Annotated in this window: 15 protein-coding genes; 10 read left to right on the top strand and 5 right to left on the bottom strand. The window is 67.0% G+C overall.

What is annotated here, in order from left to right:
- Positions 1 to 3: 3 nt before the first annotated feature.
- The 3 genes from J7U46_RS07015 to J7U46_RS07005 all read right to left on the bottom strand — a co-directional run bounded on the left by J7U46_RS07015 (position 4) and on the right by J7U46_RS07005 (position 6,394).
- Positions 4 to 1,209 (bottom strand): DUF1501 domain-containing protein, encoded by a 1,206-nt coding sequence (locus tag J7U46_RS07015; protein WP_282825016.1) that lies wholly within the window; start codon positions 1,207 to 1,209, stop codon positions 4 to 6.
- 4 nt (positions 1,210 to 1,213) lie between these two features.
- Complete coding sequence (locus J7U46_RS07010; protein ID WP_282824149.1) at positions 1,214 to 2,752, bottom strand: DUF1800 domain-containing protein; 1,539 nt, start codon at positions 2,750 to 2,752, stop codon at positions 1,214 to 1,216.
- A gap of 87 nt (positions 2,753 to 2,839) precedes the next feature.
- On the bottom strand, positions 2,840 to 6,394 hold the full coding sequence (locus tag J7U46_RS07005; protein WP_282824147.1) for an indolepyruvate ferredoxin oxidoreductase family protein: 3,555 nt from the start codon (positions 6,392 to 6,394) through the stop codon (positions 2,840 to 2,842).
- Positions 6,395 to 6,525: 131 nt separating this feature from the next.
- Between J7U46_RS07005 and J7U46_RS07000 the strand changes: the two genes are divergently transcribed.
- The 8 genes from J7U46_RS07000 (at position 6,526) to J7U46_RS06965 (ending at position 13,058) form a co-directional block, all read left to right on the top strand.
- Positions 6,526 to 6,993 (top strand): Lrp/AsnC family transcriptional regulator, encoded by a 468-nt coding sequence (locus J7U46_RS07000; protein WP_282824145.1) that lies wholly within the window; start codon positions 6,526 to 6,528, stop codon positions 6,991 to 6,993.
- A gap of 241 nt (positions 6,994 to 7,234) precedes the next feature.
- Positions 7,235 to 7,741, top strand: a complete 507-nt coding sequence (locus J7U46_RS06995; protein ID WP_282824143.1) for a hypothetical protein — start codon at positions 7,235 to 7,237, stop codon at positions 7,739 to 7,741.
- Between the two features lie 57 nt (positions 7,742 to 7,798).
- Complete coding sequence (locus J7U46_RS06990; protein WP_282824141.1) at positions 7,799 to 8,887, top strand: c-type cytochrome; 1,089 nt, start codon at positions 7,799 to 7,801, stop codon at positions 8,885 to 8,887.
- A 45-nt stretch (positions 8,888 to 8,932) separates the two neighbouring features.
- Complete coding sequence (locus J7U46_RS06985) at positions 8,933 to 10,708, top strand: cbb3-type cytochrome c oxidase subunit I (protein WP_282824139.1); 1,776 nt, start codon at positions 8,933 to 8,935, stop codon at positions 10,706 to 10,708.
- On the top strand, positions 10,705 to 11,289 hold the full coding sequence (locus J7U46_RS06980) for a bb3-type cytochrome oxidase subunit III (RefSeq protein WP_282824137.1): 585 nt from the start codon (positions 10,705 to 10,707) through the stop codon (positions 11,287 to 11,289). Before J7U46_RS06985 ends, J7U46_RS06980 begins: the two co-directional genes overlap by 4 nt.
- Positions 11,290 to 11,320: 31 nt before the next feature.
- On the top strand, positions 11,321 to 11,995 hold the full coding sequence (locus J7U46_RS06975) for a heme-copper oxidase subunit III family protein (protein WP_282824135.1): 675 nt from the start codon (positions 11,321 to 11,323) through the stop codon (positions 11,993 to 11,995).
- A gap of 15 nt (positions 11,996 to 12,010) precedes the next feature.
- Positions 12,011 to 12,328 (top strand): cytochrome C oxidase subunit IV family protein, encoded by a 318-nt coding sequence (locus J7U46_RS06970; protein ID WP_282824133.1) that lies wholly within the window; start codon positions 12,011 to 12,013, stop codon positions 12,326 to 12,328.
- 40 nt (positions 12,329 to 12,368) lie between these two features.
- On the top strand, positions 12,369 to 13,058 hold the full coding sequence (locus J7U46_RS06965) for a CBS domain-containing protein (protein WP_282824132.1): 690 nt from the start codon (positions 12,369 to 12,371) through the stop codon (positions 13,056 to 13,058).
- Between the two features lie 18 nt (positions 13,059 to 13,076).
- Here J7U46_RS06965 and J7U46_RS06960 read toward each other — a convergent pair whose 3' ends face one another.
- Complete coding sequence (locus J7U46_RS06960) at positions 13,077 to 14,750, bottom strand: EAL domain-containing protein (protein ID WP_282824129.1); 1,674 nt, start codon at positions 14,748 to 14,750, stop codon at positions 13,077 to 13,079.
- A 117-nt stretch (positions 14,751 to 14,867) separates the two neighbouring features.
- Between J7U46_RS06960 and J7U46_RS06955 the strand changes: the two genes are divergently transcribed.
- Positions 14,868 to 15,452 carry a hypothetical protein gene (locus tag J7U46_RS06955; protein WP_282824127.1) on the top strand — a complete coding sequence of 195 codons (585 nt, stop codon included), beginning with the start codon at positions 14,868 to 14,870 and terminating at the stop codon, positions 15,450 to 15,452.
- A 137-nt stretch (positions 15,453 to 15,589) separates the two neighbouring features.
- Complete coding sequence (gene infA, locus J7U46_RS06950) at positions 15,590 to 15,829, top strand: translation initiation factor IF-1 (protein WP_282824125.1); 240 nt, start codon at positions 15,590 to 15,592, stop codon at positions 15,827 to 15,829.
- Between the two features lie 10 nt (positions 15,830 to 15,839).
- Here the strand turns inward: infA and J7U46_RS06945 are convergent, their stop codons facing one another.
- Entirely contained in the window at positions 15,840 to 16,661 is an 822-nt protein-coding gene (locus J7U46_RS06945) for a M90 family metallopeptidase (RefSeq protein ID WP_282824123.1), read from the bottom strand.
- Between the last annotated feature and the right edge of the window lie 66 nt (positions 16,662 to 16,727).

Here is a 16,727-nt window from a genome sequence, read left to right as displayed (position 1 = left end):
CGTTCAGACCAGGCCCAGGTCCCTGACCGTGGCGCCCGGGAACACGCGGGCAATGGCCTCGTCCGACAGCCCGAACTGGCGCTGCCACAGGCCGCCCAGCACGCTGCGGTATTCGTTCAGCACCGGGTAGTCGCGGCCCTGGTTCAGCGTCTTGGCGCTGAGCTGCACCTGCTCGCCGGCCACGCCGCCCTTGTTCGCCAGGCTGCCGCCCAGCAGCCAATAGGTGGAGCCATGGCCGTGGTCGGTGCCGCGGTTGCCGTTCTCGCGGAAGGTGCGGCCGAACTCGCTGATCACCATCACCGTGGTCTGCTTCCAGAGCTCGGGGCCCAATTCGCTGCTGATGGCGGCGAGGCCACGGCCCAGCTCTTCGAAGCGTGTGGCCAATGTGCCCGTGGCGCCGCCCTGGCCCACATGGGTGTCCCAGCCGCCCACGTCGATGAAGCCGAGGCTGAAGCGCCCGCGCATCAACTTGCCGATGCGACGCGCCTCCAGCTCGAAGCCCTTGGCGCTGATCGCATTGCGGCCGGAGGCGTCCATCTCCTTCATGCGCTCGGGCGAGAGCTCGCGCACCAGCTCCTCGCGCAGCGCAAAGCCTTCTTCGACCTGCGCCGAGAGCGGCTGCTCCTGGTACATGCTGGACACCAGCTTGCGGGTCTTGGCATCGACGGCCAGCTTGGCGTTGTCGCGCAGCGCAGCATTGCCGATCTTGGTGTTGCCGCGGAAGGTGATGGGCAACTGGTCGGTGAAGGAGATGGCGCCCCGCGCCCCGATCTCGGCCGCCAGCCGGTTCATGAAACCGCTCTGGAAGTCGCGCTGGCCAGCCAGGTTCTGGCCGAGCTCGATGCTGTCCTGCGTCTCGAAATGGCTGCGGCTCAGGTCGTCGGTGCCGGCGAACGGGATGAAAGTCGCCTGGCCGGCCTGCAGCAGCGGATAGAGGCTGTCCTTCAGGGCCGGATGCAGGCCCCAGTCGGCGTTGATGGGCAGCGCCGCTTCGGCATTCGGCTCGCTCCCCGGCTTGGCGATGGCGATCTTGGGTCGCGACTCGTAATAGAAGGAACTGCCGGTCGGCACCAGCAGGTTGGCGGCGTCGTAGCCGCCGCGCAGGAAGACGAGCAGGAAGCGCGGACGGTTCTCGCCGGCGGCGAACAAACGGGCGCCAGGCAGCATGAGGCTGGCGGCGGTGGCTTGGAGCAGGTGGCGTCGTTGCATCATTTCATCGCACCATGAATTCAGGGCTGGAGAGCAGCAGGGCCAGCCACAGCTGCGGCGAGTCGGCTTGTGCCAGGGCCTGGCGGGTGGTCGGGCTCAGGCTGGCCTCGAGGCGCGGCCGCAGCGGCGGCGCATCGAGCTTGTAGGGCGGTGGCGGCGGCTTGGGCGCGTCGGCGGCCTCCCCCTTGAACAGGGCCGGCACGCCGCCGCCCATCTGGCGGGCTATCTCGAAGCGCACGCTCATCTGGCCGGCGCTGTTCCAGGCGGCGGCCAGCGGCGGGTAGCCGTCGGGCGTCTGGCGGTCGTACAGGCCCTGGCCCAGGCGGCGCAGCCAGCCAGCCAGCGGTTGGCTGTTCAGCATGGCCTGGCCTTCGAAGCCGGCACGCAGGCTGGAGAGCAGGTAATGCTGCGGGTCCTTGAACTTGGCCGGGGCGGCATTGGCGAACTCGTTCGAGTACAGCAGCGGCCGCAGCGTGGCCTTGATGTCGCCCTTGGTCTTGTGAAAGGCCTCGGCCATCTTGTCGACGATGGCGGCCGGCGGCTCGTCAGCGAGGAAATACTGGGCCAGCTTGCGGCTGATGAAGTGCGCGGTGCTCGGGTGGGCCACCAGCAGGTCCAGCACCTGGTCCAGCTCGTCGGCGCCGCGGCCCTTGATGGTCTGGCCGAGCAGCTGCTTGTCGCCGAAGTCGTGGCGGGCCGGGTTGAACTCGTACAGGCCATCGCGCCGGTACTGGCCATTGAACTTGGCCGGCAGCTTGGGGTCCTCAGGCTCCAGGCGCACGCTGAAGCCGGTCAGCACGCGGGCCAGCTCCTGCACGTCGCGCTGGCTGTAGCCGCCGTCTATCCCCAGCGTGTGCAGCTCCAGCAGCTCGCGGGCATAGTTCTCGTTGACCTTGGGGATGCCGTTCTGGTCGTTGTCCAGGTAGCGCAGCATGGCCGGGTGGCGGGCCACGGCGCCCAGCATGGTGCGGAAGGAGCCGAGGGCGTTGGGCCGCAGCGCGCGGTCCTCGTAGTCGGACACCAGCACGCGGATCTCGCGCTTGTACTGGTGGACCGTGAAGTGGTTGAACCAGAAGGCGCTGATGTGCTCCAGCAACTGCTGGTCGGAATACAGCGCGCGCAAGAGCTGGCGGTGGCCGGCCTCGCGCGTGCCCTTGTTCAGGGCGTTCTGATAGGCCTGGCGGGTGACGACACGCTCGGCCTCGGTGGGCGGCTTGTCCTGGTTCTTGCGCAGGGTCTCGACCTCCTGCACCCGCTCGATCAGCGTCTTGTTGCTGATGTCCATGGCCGCGATCTGGCTCTGCGCGAAGGCGGGCAGCGGCGCATTGGTGTCGGCGCGCAGCTGCTGCTCCACGTAGTCACCCCAGCCGAGCTTGGAGATCTGGTCGAGCTGGGCCTGGTTGGCGCCCCAGCCTATGCGGTTGGCGGCGCGCAGCTGGGCCGGCGCATCGAGCGGCGGCGGCGACAGGCTGGCACAGGCGGCGAGCAGGGCAGCGCTGCTGAGCAAGGCGGCGCGACGGGTCAGGGCAGGGGTAAAGCGCATCCGCGAAGGATGCCAAGCGCGAAGCTGCCCTGTCTAGCGTCTTTGCACGGCTTCACACTTTTTGTGCGATCACCATTCAGCGGTGGCTCATAACTCCGCCACGCCCTTCACCCGCTGCGGCATCGCCACCACGGCCAGCGGCACCTCGCTGGTGCGGCCGTGGAAGCGGTCCAGCAGGTCCTTCCACTGGGCACGGATCGTGGTGATGTTGGCCAGCTTCACATGGCCATAGCCGCGCACGCCTTCGGGCAGGCGGGCCAGCTTCAGGGCCAGTTCGAGCTTGTCGGCGGTGAGGTGTTGCAGCAGGTCGGCAATCAGCGCCTCGTAGTCGGCCAGCAGCTGGCGCTCGATGCGGCGCTCCTCGGTCTTGCCGAACACGTCCAGCAACCCACCGCGCAGGCCCTTCATGCGGGCCAGCAGCTTGAAGGCCGAGAAGGTCCAGCTGCCCAGCTCGATCTTCTTGGCCCGGCCATCGGCGCCAGGGCGCGAGATCAGCGGCGGGGCCATGTGGAAGGACAGCGAGGCCCAGTTCTCGAACTGCGCCTTCATGGCCGCCTCGAACTTGCCGTCGGTGTAGAGGCGAGCGACCTCGTACTCGTCCTTGATCGCCATCAGCTTGGCCAGGTAGCGGGCCACGGCCTTGCTGAGACGCTCGGCCTTGCCGGCCTCGCCGAGCTGAGCCTCGGCCGCGCGAACCCGGTTCACGAGGGCCAGGTAGCGCTGGGCATAGGCCTCGTTCTGGTAACTGGTGAGGTGACGCATGCGGCGCGCGATCAGGCCGTCTTCGCCGTCGAGCTTGTCCTGGCCCAACAGCAGTTGCACCTTCTTCGTGCCGACTTCGCCGGCCAGGCGCTTGATCGCGTCCGGCGCGGCGATGGCCAGGCGGCCCAGCGCGAAGGCGGTCTTGTTGCCTTCGATGGCCACGCCGTTCAGCTCGATGGCGCGCATCAGCGCCGCTTCGCTGAGCGGGATCAGGCCGCGCTGCCAGCAGGCGCCCAGCATCACGATATTGCTGGGCATGGTGTCGCCCATCAGCTGCTGGGCGATGGTCTGCGCATCGATGGTGGACAGCAGGCCCGTCGTGCCACCCACAGCGTGCTGCATCTTGGCCAGCAGCGATGGGGCCTGCAGGCTGGCGTCCGGGTTGCGCACGAAGGCGGCCGTGGGCAGCTCATGCGTGTTGGCGAGGATGACCGTGCGGCCCGGCTTGACGGTGCCCAGCGCATCGGGCGAGGCGCCGACGACCATGTCGCAGGCCAGGAGCACGTCGGCCTGCTGGGTGTCGATGCGGACCTGGTTCAGCAGGTCCTGCGTCGGCGCCAGGCGCACGAAGCTGAGCACCGAGCCGCCCTTTTGCGCGAAGCCCATGAAGTCCAGCACCGAGGCCTGTTTCCCTTCCAGATGCGCCGCCATGGAGACGAGCGCGCCCACCGTCACCACGCCGGTGCCGCCGACGCCGGTGACCAGCATGTCGAAGGGGCCGGTCCAGTCCCAGGCCGGGGGCGTGCCGATGGCAGCGATCTCGCGCGCCAGGTCGGCGGCCGTCCAGCCGGCGCCGACCTTCTTCTTCAGCTGTGCGCCATGCACCGAGACAAAGCTGGGGCAGAAGCCGTTCACGCAGCTGAAGTCCTTGTTGCACGAGCTCTGCTCGATCGCGCGCTTGCGGCCGAAGTCGGTTTCGACCGGCACCACGCTCAGGCAGTTGGAGGCCTGGCCGCAGTCGCCGCAGCCTTCGCAGACCTGCTCGTTGATGAAGATGCGCTTGGGCGGGTCGTAGAACTCTTTTTTCTTGCGGCGGCGGCGCTTCTCGGCGGCGCAGGTCTGGTCGTAGATCAGCACGGTCACGCCCTCGATCTCGCGCAGCTCGCGCTGCACGGCATCGAGCTCGCTGCGGTCGTGGAACGTGGTGCCGGGCGGGAACAGGCCCTGGTGCTCGTCGTACTTGGCGATGTCGTCCGACACCACGACCAGGCGCTTGACGCCCTCGGCCTCGACCTGGCGCGCGATCTGGGGCACGCTGGTCTGGCCGTCGACCGGCTGGCCGCCGGTCATCGCCACCGCGTCGTTGTAGAGGATCTTGTAGGTGATGTTGGCGCGGGCCGCGATGGCCTGGCGGATCGCCAGATAGCCCGAGTGGTAGTAGGTGCCGTCGCCGAGGTTCTGGAACACATGCTTCTCGGTGGTGAAGCGGCTGTGGGCCGCCCAGTCCACGCCCTCGGCGCCCATCTGGATCAGGCCCGAGGTGCCGCGCTCCATCCAGCTCGCCATGAAGTGGCAGCCGATGCCGGCGAGGGCCCGCGAGCCTTCGGGCAGCTTGGTCGAGGTGTTGTGCGGGCAGCCCGAGCAGAAGTAGGGCTGGCGGCGCACGCCGTCGGCCGCGTTGCTGAGCAGGCAGGGCGTCAGGAAATCGACGACCAGGTGGCGGCGGTCCAGCGCCGGGTTCAGGCGCGCCAGCCAGTCGGCCACGGTGTTCATGATGCGCGAGGGGCGCAGCTCGCCGAGGCTTGAGAGCACGGCCGCACCGGCCTCGTCGGTCTTGCCGATCACGCGCGGGCGCTGGGCGTCGGGCAGGTGATAGAGCAGCTCCTTGATCTGGCGCTCGACCACGGGCGCCTTCTCCTCGATCACCAGCATGTCGGTCAGGCCCTGCGCGAACTCGCGCATGCGCGTGGGCTCCAGCGGGTAGACGAGGCCGACCTTGTAGACGCGCACGCCGGCAGCAGCCAGCGCGTTCGGGTCCAGGTCCAGCCGGCGCAGCACTTCCATGAAGTCGTAATGCGCCTTGCCGACGGTGACGATGCCCAGCGTGGCGCGCGGGCTGGTGACGATGTGCTTGTCGATGCTGTTGAGCTTGGCGAAGGCCAGCACCGCATCGATCTTGTGGGCCAGGCGCGATTCCAGCTCCAGCGAGGGCAGGTCCACCGAGCGGATGTGCAGGTCGGTCGGCGCCTGGTAGTCGACCGGCAGCTCGAAGTCCATGGGGATGTTGTCGAGGTCCACCGTCATGCCGGATTCGACGACCTCCGAGATCGCCTTGAAGCCGACCCAGGCGCCCGAGAAGCGGCTGAGCGCCCAGCCGTAGAGCCCGAACTCCAGGTACTCGGCCACATTGGCCGGGTGGACCAGCGGCATGGACCAGGCTTGCAGTGCCAGGTCGCTCTGGTGCGGCGTCGAGGAAGAGACGCAGCCATGGTCGTCACCACACACCACCAGCACGCCGCCCTGCTTGGCTGTGCCGTAAACATTGCCGTGCTTCAGCGCATCACCCGAGCGATCGACGCCCGGGCCCTTGCCGTACCACATGGCGAACACGCCATCGACAGTGCGCTTGGGGTCGAGCGCCACCCGCTGCACGCCCAGGCAGGCCGTGGCGGCCAGGTCTTCATTGATGGCGGGCAGGAAGTTGACCTGGGCGGCGTCAAGGAATTTCTTGGCCTTCCAGAGCTGCTGGTCGACCATGCCCAGCGGCGAGCCGCGATAGCCGGACACGAAGCCGGCGGTCTTGAGCCCGGCTCTCTCGTCCACCGCTTTTTGCGCGAGCAACAGCCGCACCAGGGCTTGGGTGCCGGTCAGGAAGACGGCGCCGGAACTGGCGGCCAGGTTGTCGGCGAGCTTGTAGTCGCGAAGCGAGGTGGTGGTCATGGTCGGAGGGGCGGTGGCCGGCATTGCCAGGAGCGAGGATTTTTCTTCAGGCAGGCCAGTGAAACTTTGCTCTCTGACTCTCGTTCCAGCCTTGATGGAGAATGTTCAACTCAAAAACGTTGAAATTCGAAATGGAAAATTTCGACCGACCCACGCGGCAGATTCTCGAAGCCTTGCAGCAGGACAGCCGCCAGAGCACCCAGGCGCTGGCCGAGCAGGTCGGCCTGTCGGCCACGCCGGTCTGGCGGCGTATCAAGGAGTTGGAGGAGCGCGGCGTGATACGCCGGCACGTGGCCCTGGTGGACCGCGAGAAGCTGGGCCTCTCGATCTGCGTGCTGGCCAATGTGAGCCTGGTGCGGCACAGCGAGGGCGCGACCGAGGCCTTCGAGGCCATGGTGCGAGCCAGCCCCGAGATCATCGAATGCCAGGCCATCACCGGCGAGGCCGACTACGTGATGAAGATCGTGGCGCCCGACATGAAGGCCTACGACCAGTTCCTGCAAGCCAAGATCTTCAAGCTGCCCGGCGTGGCCAGCGTGCGCAGCAATGTGGTGCTGCGCGAGGTCAAGTACGAGACGGCGATGCCGGTGCCGGGCTAGGTGCCTAGGTGATTTCCCGCTGGGGTCGGGTGTTGCCCAGGTGCCTCGCGCTGGGGCATGCACCTTTGTAGGGGCCAGGTTTTGTCTGTGCAGGCATGCCCGCTTGCGGGCCCCCAGGCCCGGGCGTATAAGTCGCGCACGCCCTGGGCCTTGAGCTGCATCAAGAGACAATGCAGCGCCATCGGGTCCACCGCAGATCAGTTTCCTTGTCCGTTCTACCGCTCCAAAGAGGGAGGTGTTCATGGAACTCGAAATGCACCCGCACCAGTGGGAACGCCGGGCGCCGGATTGGCTGGCAGCCATCGTGTCAGGCCTGGTGGCAGGCGCCGTGTTGATGGTGCTGGACCTGGTCTGGTCGTCCATCATGGTCACGGGCGATACCTGGCGGACCTCGCACCTGGTCTCGGCCATCGTGCTGGGCCCCAGCGCCTTGCAGGACAACGCCTTCAGCCTCGGCGTGGTGGCCGTGGCCCTGGTCACCCACTACCTGCTCGGCGTGGTGTTCGCGCTGTGTCTGGCCTTCATCGTTGCTGGCTTCCACTACGAATCCAGCGTGCCGATGATCGAGACCATAGGCGCGGTGTTCGGCATCGGCGTCTACGTCATCAGCATGCATGGCTGGAGCAATGTCTTCCCTTGGATCACCGAGCTGCGCGGCTGGGCCACGCTGATCGGGCACATGGTCTTCGGCATGACGGCTGCACTGACCTACTGGAAGCTGGCTCAACGCAGCAGGATCTCAGACTGAGATGGATCCCCGCGACGGCGCCACTCGGCGCCGTCGCTGCCTTCGAAGGAGGCTCCCATGCTGATGGTGATCGTCCTGCTCGTGATGGTGGTGGGCTCGCTGCTGTTCCACTTCATCGCGCCCTGGCATGCGCTGCCGCTGGCGTCGAACTGGCGCGATATGGACAAGACGCTGACGATCACCTTCGTGATCACCGGCATCTTCTTTGTCGTGCTCAACGGCTTTCTGGCCTACACGTTGCTGCGCTTCCGGCGTGGCCAGGGCGAGCGCCCGGCCTACCAGCCGACCAACCACAAGCTGGAGCGCTGGCTGACCATCGTCACCGCCATCGGCATTGCCGCGCTGCTGGCGCCGGGCCTGTCGGTCTATGCCGACTACGTGCGACCACCCAGCCATGCGATGGAGGTCGAGGTGCTGGGCAACCAGTGGCAATGGCGCTACCGCTTCCCCGGGCCCGACGGCAAGCTGGGTCGCAGCGATGCGCGCTTCATCTCGGCCAGCAATCCCTTCGGCCTCGACCCGGACGATCCAGCCGGCAATGACGATCCGCTGATCGAAGGCAGCGAGCTGCGCTTGCCGCAGGACCGGCCGGTCAAGATGCTGCTGCGCTCCATCGACGTGCTGCACGACTTCTACGTGCCGCAGTTCCGCGCCCGCATGAACATGGTGCCGGGCCAGGTCAGCAGCTTCTGGTTCACGCCCACGGTGGCCGGCCGCTTCGAGGCCATGTGCGCCCAGCTTTGCGGCGTGGGCCACGCCAATATGCGCGGCGCCGTGGTGGTGCTGCCCGGCGCAGCCTTCGACGCCTGGATCAAGGCCCAGCCCAGCCGCTCGGCGCCGGCTCAGGCCGATGCTTCCAGCCCGGTGGACGTGGGCATGGCGCTGGCCAAGAGCAAGGCCTGCGTGGCCTGCCATTCGGTGGATGGCAGCCCTGGCGTGGGCCCCAGCTGGAAGGGCCTGTTCGGCAAGACCGAGACCTTTGCCGATGGCAGCCAGGCCAAGGTGGACCTGGCCTTCCTGATGCAGGAGATCAAGGAGCCGCAGTCGCGCGTGGTCAAGGGCTTCCCGCCGGTGATGCCCAAGTCCGAACTGACCGAGGCCGAGCTGGCCGCCCTGGCCGCCTACATCGAATCGCTGGCCAAGTAAGCGGCCGCCGCAGTCGCATCCGAACGATCACAGGAGACGCCCGCCATGTCCCATGACGCGCACGATCACGACGAAGAACATCACGAGCCCACCAGCTTCTGGACCAAGTACGTCTGGAGCCAGGACCACAAGGTGATCGCCCTTCAGTACGGCGGCGTGGCCGTGTTCGTGGGCCTGATCGGCCTCCTGCTGTCCGACCTGATGCGGCTGCAGATCGGCTTTCCCGGCGTGTTCGAGTTCATCACGGCGGAGCGCTACTACCAGTTCGTCACCATGCACGGAATGATCATGGTGGTTTACCTGCTGACGGCGCTGTTCCTCGGCGGCTTCGGCAACTACCTGATCCCCTTGATGGTGGGCGCCCGGGACATGGTGTTCCCGTATCTGAACATGCTGAGCTTCTGGTTCTACCTGCTGTCCGTGCTGGTGCTCTTGGCCAGCTTCTTCGTCACGGGCGGGCCCACCGGGGCGGGCTGGACGCTTTATCCACCGCAGGCCATCCTGCCCGGAACGCCCGGGCATGACTGGGGCATCATCCTGATGCTGGTGTCCCTGGCCATCTTCATCGTGGCAGCCACCATGGGCGGCCTCAACTACGTGACCACGGTGCTGCAGGCGCGCTGCGAAGGCATGACCCTGCTGCGCATGCCGCTCACCGTCTGGGGCATCTTCACCGCCACCGTGCTGGCCCTCTTGGCCTTTCCGGCGCTCTTCGTCTCGGCCGTGATGATGCTGCTCGACAAGACCATAGGCACGAGTTTCTTCATGCCGGCCCTGGTCAGCCTCGGCCAGGTCACGGCCTACAAGGGCGGCACGCCGCTGCTGTTCCAGCATCTGTTCTGGTTCTTCGGCCACCCCGAGGTCTACATCGTGGCCCTGCCGGCCTTTGGCCTGGTGTCCGACCTGATCAGCGTGCATGCGCGCAAGTGCATCTTTGGCTACAGGCAGATGGTCTGGGCCATCGTCGCCATCGGGGGCTTGAGCTTCGTGGTCTGGGCCCACCACATGTTCGTCAGCGGCATGAATCCGTACTTCGGCTTCTTCTTCGCCACCAGCACCCTGATCATTGCCGTGCCCACGGCCATCAAGGTCTACAACTGGCTGCTCACGCTGTGGCGCGGCGACATCCACCTCACGGTGCCCATGCTGTTCGCCCTGGCCTTCATCTCGACCTTCATCATCGGCGGCCTGACCGGGCTGTTCCTCGGCAATGTGTCGGTCGACATTCCGCTCTCGGGTACCTACTTTGTCGTCGCGCATTTCCACATGGTCATGGGCGTGGCGCCGCTCCTGGTGGTGTTCGGTGCGATCTACCACTGGTACCCCAAGATCAGCGGCCGCATGCTGGACGACCGCCTCGGGCTGTTCCATTTCTGGGTGACCTTCCTCGGCACCTATCTGATCTATTTCCCCATGCATTACCTGGGGCTCCTGGGCATGCCGAGGCGCTACTACAACTTCGATGACTACGCCTTCATCCCGGTGTCGGCCCACCAGCTGAATGCCTTCATCAGCGTGGTGGCCCTGATCGTCGGCGTGGTGCAGCTGGTCTTCGTCTGGAACCTGATCTGGAGCGCTTTCAAGGGCCGCAAGGCGGAGCCCAACCCCTGGCGCGCCGCCTCGCTGGAATGGCTCACACCGGACACGCCGCCCAAGCATGGCAACTGGGGCCCGCGCCTGCCGGTGGTGCACCGCTGGGCCTATGCCTACAACGTGCCTGGCACCAAGGACGACTTCGTGACGCAGACGGCGCCGCCCTCGGACGGTGGGCAGGAGCCCGATGAGCATGGCGGCGTGCAGCCGCGCGGAGCAGCGGCATGAGCGCCAGCGCCACGATGGGCATGCCGATGCGGGGAGGGCGGGGCGCCCCCGGTTCGGCCGCCAGCATCGCGCTGTGGTTCTTCATCGCCGTGGCCTGCTCGCTGTTCACGCTCTTCATCGCCGCCTATGTGATGCGGCTCGACGGGCTGGAGGGCTACCCGCTGGCCATGCCTTGGCAGTTCTGGCTGTCCACGGCTTTGCTGGTGGCCGGCAGCGCAGCGCTGGAGCTGGCAAAAAGGCGCGGCCAGGCCGGCGCTCTGCTGCGCTGGGGCGCGCTCTGCGCCGGGCTCTTTGTCGTCAGCCAGCTGTGGGGCTGGGACGAGCTGGCCAGCCGCAAGCTGCTGCCGGTGGGCAACCCGGCCGGCAGTTTCCTGTACGTGCTGACGGCCTTGCACGGCCTGCACGTGATCGGCGGCCTCGGCGGCTGGCTGCTGGCCAGCCGCAAGGGCGCCGAGGCCTGGCGCGTGGCTCTGCTGGCGCGCTACTGGCATTTCCTGTTGCTGGTCTGGGTGCTCCTGTTCGGCCTGCTGGGCTGGATGACGCCCGACGTGGTGCGCGCCATCTGCGGCACGCTGCGCTAGAGGCTGAGTAAGCGAACGAAGGAGGCAAGCGATGAGTGGCAACGCACACACCACGGCGCCCTCGGGCTGGCGCGGCCTGGTGCAGGACTGGTCGGGCGACCGGGCGGCCTTCAAGGTCTCCTGGGGCAAGGCCATGATGTGGATATTCCTGCTCAGCGACACCTTCGTCTTCAGCTGCTTCCTGACCGGCTACATGACGGTGCGCAGTTCCACCACCGTGCCCTGGCCCAACCCGAGCCATGTGTTCTCGCTGCATGTGGGTGGCGTGGACGTGCCCCTGCTGCTGATCGCCATCATGACCTTCGTGCTGATCACCAGCAGCGGCACGATGGCCTTGGCGGTCAACTACGCCTACCGGCGCGACCGCGCCACCACCTTCAAGCTGATGCTGGCAACCGGCCTCCTCGGCGCCACCTTCGTCGGCATGCAGGCCTTCGAGTGGACCAAGCTGATCGTCGATGAAGGCATTCGCCCCTGGGGCAACCCGATGGGCGCGGCCCAGTTCGGCGCGGTGTTCTTCATGATCACGGGCTTCCACGGCCTGCATGTGTCGCTGGGTGTGATCTACCTGCTGGTCGTGGCGCTCAAGGTGCGGCGCGGCGACTATGAGAAGCGCGGCTACCAGATCGTCGAGATCGCCGGCCTGTACTGGCACTTCGTCGATCTGGTCTGGGTGTTCATATTTGCCCTGTTCTATCTCTGGTGAAGAAGGAGGTGCGGCATGTCATCCGAATCTGGCCAACAACATCCGCTGGGCCTCTACTTCAAGGTCTGGATCCTGCTGTTCGTGCTCAGCGCGTTCTCCTACATGGTGGACTACTTCCAGTTCCATGGCCTCTTGCGCTGGACCCTGGTGCTGAGCTTCATGGCGCTGAAGGCCGGGCTGATCATTGCCGTCTTCATGCACATGGCCTGGGAGCGCATGGCCCTGATTTGCGCCATCCTGTTGCCGCCGCTGGTGCTGCTGGTGCTGATCGGCCTGATGTCGTCCGAGGCCGGCTACACCTGGGCGAGCAGGTTGTTGCACTTCGGCGGCTGAGGCTGCGGCCTGCGGCCCCGCGCGGCGGCAGAATGGGCCGATGTTCACGATCTACGGATTGAACGGTCGCGTCTACAGCGGCGCCCTCGAAGGCCTGCGCGAACTGGAGCCGGTGCGGGCCGTGGCCCGGCTGCGCGCCGGGTCTCCCGTGGTCGGCACCCAGGCCGAGCTGGCCGTGACCGGCGTCGGCCCCCAGCATCAACAACAACACCCGGCCGGCGGCGGCGAAGCGCTGCCGCGTGCTGCTGTGGCCGCCTATGCCCAGGCCGCGCGCGCCAGCCAACCCAAGCGCCAGCGCCTGACCCGGGTGCGCGAGCTGATGACGCCGCGTGTGCTCGGCCTGCCGCTGACGCTCAGCCTGGCCGTGGCCTGGCAGCGCCTGCTGGACGCGCGCCTCGCCCAGGCGCCGGTGCTGGACGATCTGCAGCGGCCGGTGGGCCTGCTGGTGCGGGCCGAGCTGCCGCAGCTCTCACCGGCCCATGCCGACCTCGCCGCCTGGGCCGAATGGCGCGAGCGTCTGCAGCAGCCGGTCAGCAGCGCCATGACCACGCCGCTGCCGGCCGTCAGTGCCGACACGCCGATACGCGAGGTCTCGCAGGTCCTGCATGAGCTGCGCCTGCCTGGATTGCCTGTGGTCGACGACGACACCGGCCGCGCCATCGGCTTCATCTCGCGCAGCGACCTGCTGAGGGCCATAGGCCACGAGCCGCCACTGGACCTCTGGTCCTGAGGCAGCGCCCACCCGGTTTCAGGGCTTCTTGGCGCCCTGCGTCGCCAGCCAGGCCTGGTACTCCCGCGCGGGCAGGGCCGGTGCATAGAGCCAGCCCTGGGCCATGTCGACCTGCATGCCGCGCAGCCAATCGGCCTGCGCCTGCGTCTCGACGCCTTCGGCAATCACCTTCAGCCCCAGCTCACGTGCGGCCGTGACCAGCGAGCGGATCAGCGCCTGGCCGCGCTCACCGCCGGCATTGATGAAGCTGCGATCCAGCTTGATCGAATCCAGCGGCAGCCGCGCCAGTTGGGCCAGCGAGGAGAAGCCGGTGCCGAAGTCGTCCAGGAAGACCTGGCAGCCGAGCAGCCGGCATTCCTGCATGAAGCCCTCGGCACGGTCCTCGTCCTCGATCACGCAGCTCTCGGTCAGCTCCACGTCGAGCAGGCCATGGGCGATGCGCTGGCACTCCGCCAGCCAGCGCGGCAGCTCGGGGTCGGACAGCTGGCGGGCACTGATGTTGATGGCGATGCGCACGCGCAGCCCCTGGGCCAGCCACTGCGAGGCCTGGGCTGCTGCGTTGACGATGACCCATCGGCCCATGGCCACGATCTGGCCATTGTTCTCGGCCCGCGCGATGAAGAGGTCGGGCCGGATCAGGCCGCGCTTGGGGTGACGCCAGCGCAGCAGGGCTTCGACACTGGTCGTCGCCTCGCCCGCCAAGGACACCTTGGGCTGGTAGTGCAGCTCCAGTTGGTGCAGGTCGAGAGCGCGGCGCAGGTGATGGTCCAGCCAGAGCCGCTCGCGTGCCCGCAGCAAGAGGCGTGGCTCGTAGACGGTGAGGTGGCTGCCGGGCGATTCGAGGGCGCTGTGCAGGGCGGTCGAGGCATTGCGCAGCAGCTCCTCCAGCGAGCGACCATGCTCGGGGTAGTTCACCACGCCGATGGCAATCGAGGCATTGACCTCGGTGCTCTGCAACTGCAGCGGCGCCTTGAAGCGGGCGAGGATGGCGCGGCCCAGGCGCTGCAGCTCGCTGCCGTCGCCCGTGGCGGCGGGCACGGCGATGCTGAATTCATCGCCGCCTTCGCGCGCCAGCAGCTGGCCCGGCTCCAGCAGGCCGCGCAGCGTGTCGGCCGTGGCCACCAGCACCTCGTCCGCGCCCTCCGGCCCGAAGTTGTCGCGCAAGAGGCCGAAGTCCACCAGCTTCAGTGAAAGCAGGCCGAAGGTCTCGGCACGCGCCACCCGGGCGAGCAGATCTTCGCGCAACGCATGGCGGCTGAGGAGCCCCGTCAATTCATCGTGATAGAGCAGCTGACGCAGCGCATCGCTGCGCGCTTCGGCCTGCTTCTGTGCCTGGTGCTCGGCGCTGATGTCCACGCCCGAGCACAGCAGGTGAGGGCGGCCGAGCTCATCCTCGATGCGCTGGAAATACCAGCGCGTGCGCTTGCCCTGGTAGGCCAGCTCGCCGTTGAAGTCGGGGCCCAGCTCGCCGGGCAGCAGCATGGCTTCGAGCTGCGCGCGCATGTCGTCGGGCAGCAGGCTGCGCAAGGTGGGCAGGGCAAGGAACTCGCGCCCGAACTGCTGTTCTGCGAGCTCGTTGCAATGGAGCAATTGCCCTTCGGGCCCGAACACCACGAGCATCGCGCTGCCCAGCCGACGCAGCACCTGCTGGGCAAGCGCCGGGTCCAGACCCATCGAGAAAGTCAAGGTCATATGCAAGCCGGACAAAAGCCGTGTTTGTCCCATGTTACTGCCGTGCACCTGCGATGCTTCTTGGACCTTACACTAGCGCTACAGGGGAGTGGTCCAGAAGTCTTGGGATACTCATAGATGAAATTCAGAGAAGTACTGATCTACAACGGCGAGCAGTTCAAGGTGCCGCAAGGCATCCAGCGCATCGACGCTCGCTCCACCCACGGTTGGCAGCTCCGCTACGGCGGCACCAAGTTCTACTCGGACAGCAAGTTCGAAGGTGGGGCCGGTGGCGCACTGGCGGCAGCCAATACGGAGTTGGGCAAGCGCATTGCCAAGCTGCCGGCACCGACACGGCTCAAGCCTGAGCGCAACGCCAACAAGGGCAACGATCTGCCGGTGGGAATCTCCGGACCCATCGTGCGCGAGCGTCGCCCGAATGTGCGCGATTGCAGCTTCAGCGTCTTGTTGCCGCGTTATGGTGAGTCGCCGCGTCGCTCCAGTGTCTACATCGCCTCCGAGAGCACCTACACGATAGAGCGCTATCAGCAGGCGCTGCAGAAGGCGATAGAGATGCGGCAGAAGGCGGAAGAGGCGTACCAGCGCGCTGCCACCAAGGTCAAGCGTCAGGAAAGCAAAACCTGGCAGGCCGAGGCCGGCGATCTGGCGATCAAGAAGCGCAAGCCGGCGGCCCGCAAGGCGGCAAGCAGCGCACGCGCCTGAGTCGGCCGTGAATTAGGGCCGGGCGGTCATCCGCCCGGTTCTGCTAAACTCCGCCGCATTCACCGCTGCGACGCTTGCCGTTGTGGCGGTTTTGTTTTGCCTCGCATCGCAGGAAGCGGTGCGCCAACGGAGATCGCATGGCTAAGGAAGAACTGATCGAGATGCAGGGCAAGGTCGACGAAGTCCTGCCGGACACGCGTTTCCGCGTGACGCTGGACAACGGCCATCAGCTGGTCGCCTACAGCGCCGGCAAGATGAAGAAGAACCACATCCGCATCTTGGCCGGTGACCGCGTCTCGCTGGAACTGTCGCCTTACGACCTGAGCAAGGGCCGGATCACGTTCCGCCATCTCGAGCGTCGCGGCCCCGGCGGCTGAACAAGCCACCTCAGGTCCAGCTGAGCGGGTCGAGCCGGTAGTACGCTGCCAGCTCCCCGTACAGCGCCGGATGCAGCGCCGCCATCTCGCGCGGCTGCTCGAAGAACACTTCACTGGCCACGGCGAAGAATTCCGCCGGATCGGTCGCCCCATAAGCGCTCAGCAGACCCGCGTCTCCCTGCGCGCTTCGCCATTGCAGGGCCGCATATTCAGCGCTCATCACCCGGCTCCAGCGCTCGTAGGCCTCGCGGCTGCGAAGCAGCGGCGCGCCATTGGCAAAGCCCTTCAGCTGGTCGAGCTGGTGGGCGAACTCATGCACCACCACGTTCTGGCCGTCGGCCGGGTCGGCCGCGCCCTGCAGCACATCACGCCAGGACAGCAGCACCTGGCCTTGCACCCATGATTCCCCGGCCAGCGCGCGGCGCTGGTCTTGCAGCACGCCACCTGGCGCATTGACCGGCCGGTCCACCAGGAAAGCGCCCGGATAAAGCAGGACCTGGCGCAAGGCCGGGTACATGCCGCGCGTTGCGCCCAGCAGCGGCAGGCAGGCCTGGGCCGCGATGGTCACGCGCATCTCATCGCTCACCTCGAGGCCGGCGCAGCCAATGATGGGCTTCTCTGCCAGGAAGATCTGGATCAGGCCCTTGAGCCGCAACTGCAGGTCAGCCGGCAACTGCGCGACCTGGGGCACGCGGCGGCGCAGGATGCGGCGCCAGGCGGGGGGGAAGGGCTGTTTTGCCAGCTGGTGCCGGCGGTAGCGGCGCCACAGCGGCGGGGCGACCAGGGCGGCGATGCCGAGCAGGCCCGCGAGGAAGATCAGCAACAGGGCCATGGCGCTCGTCGTGTCCGAATCCGAGAAGTGATTCGTCGCAGATGGGCGGGGGCGGCCGGAATTCAA

The sequence above is a fragment of the Pelomonas sp. V22 genome, assembly GCF_030014915.1.
GTDB lineage: Bacteria > Pseudomonadota > Gammaproteobacteria > Burkholderiales > Burkholderiaceae_C > JAUASW01.
The sequence above is the reverse complement of the archived record's forward strand: the minus strand, read 5'-3'. Positions and strand labels throughout refer to the sequence as shown.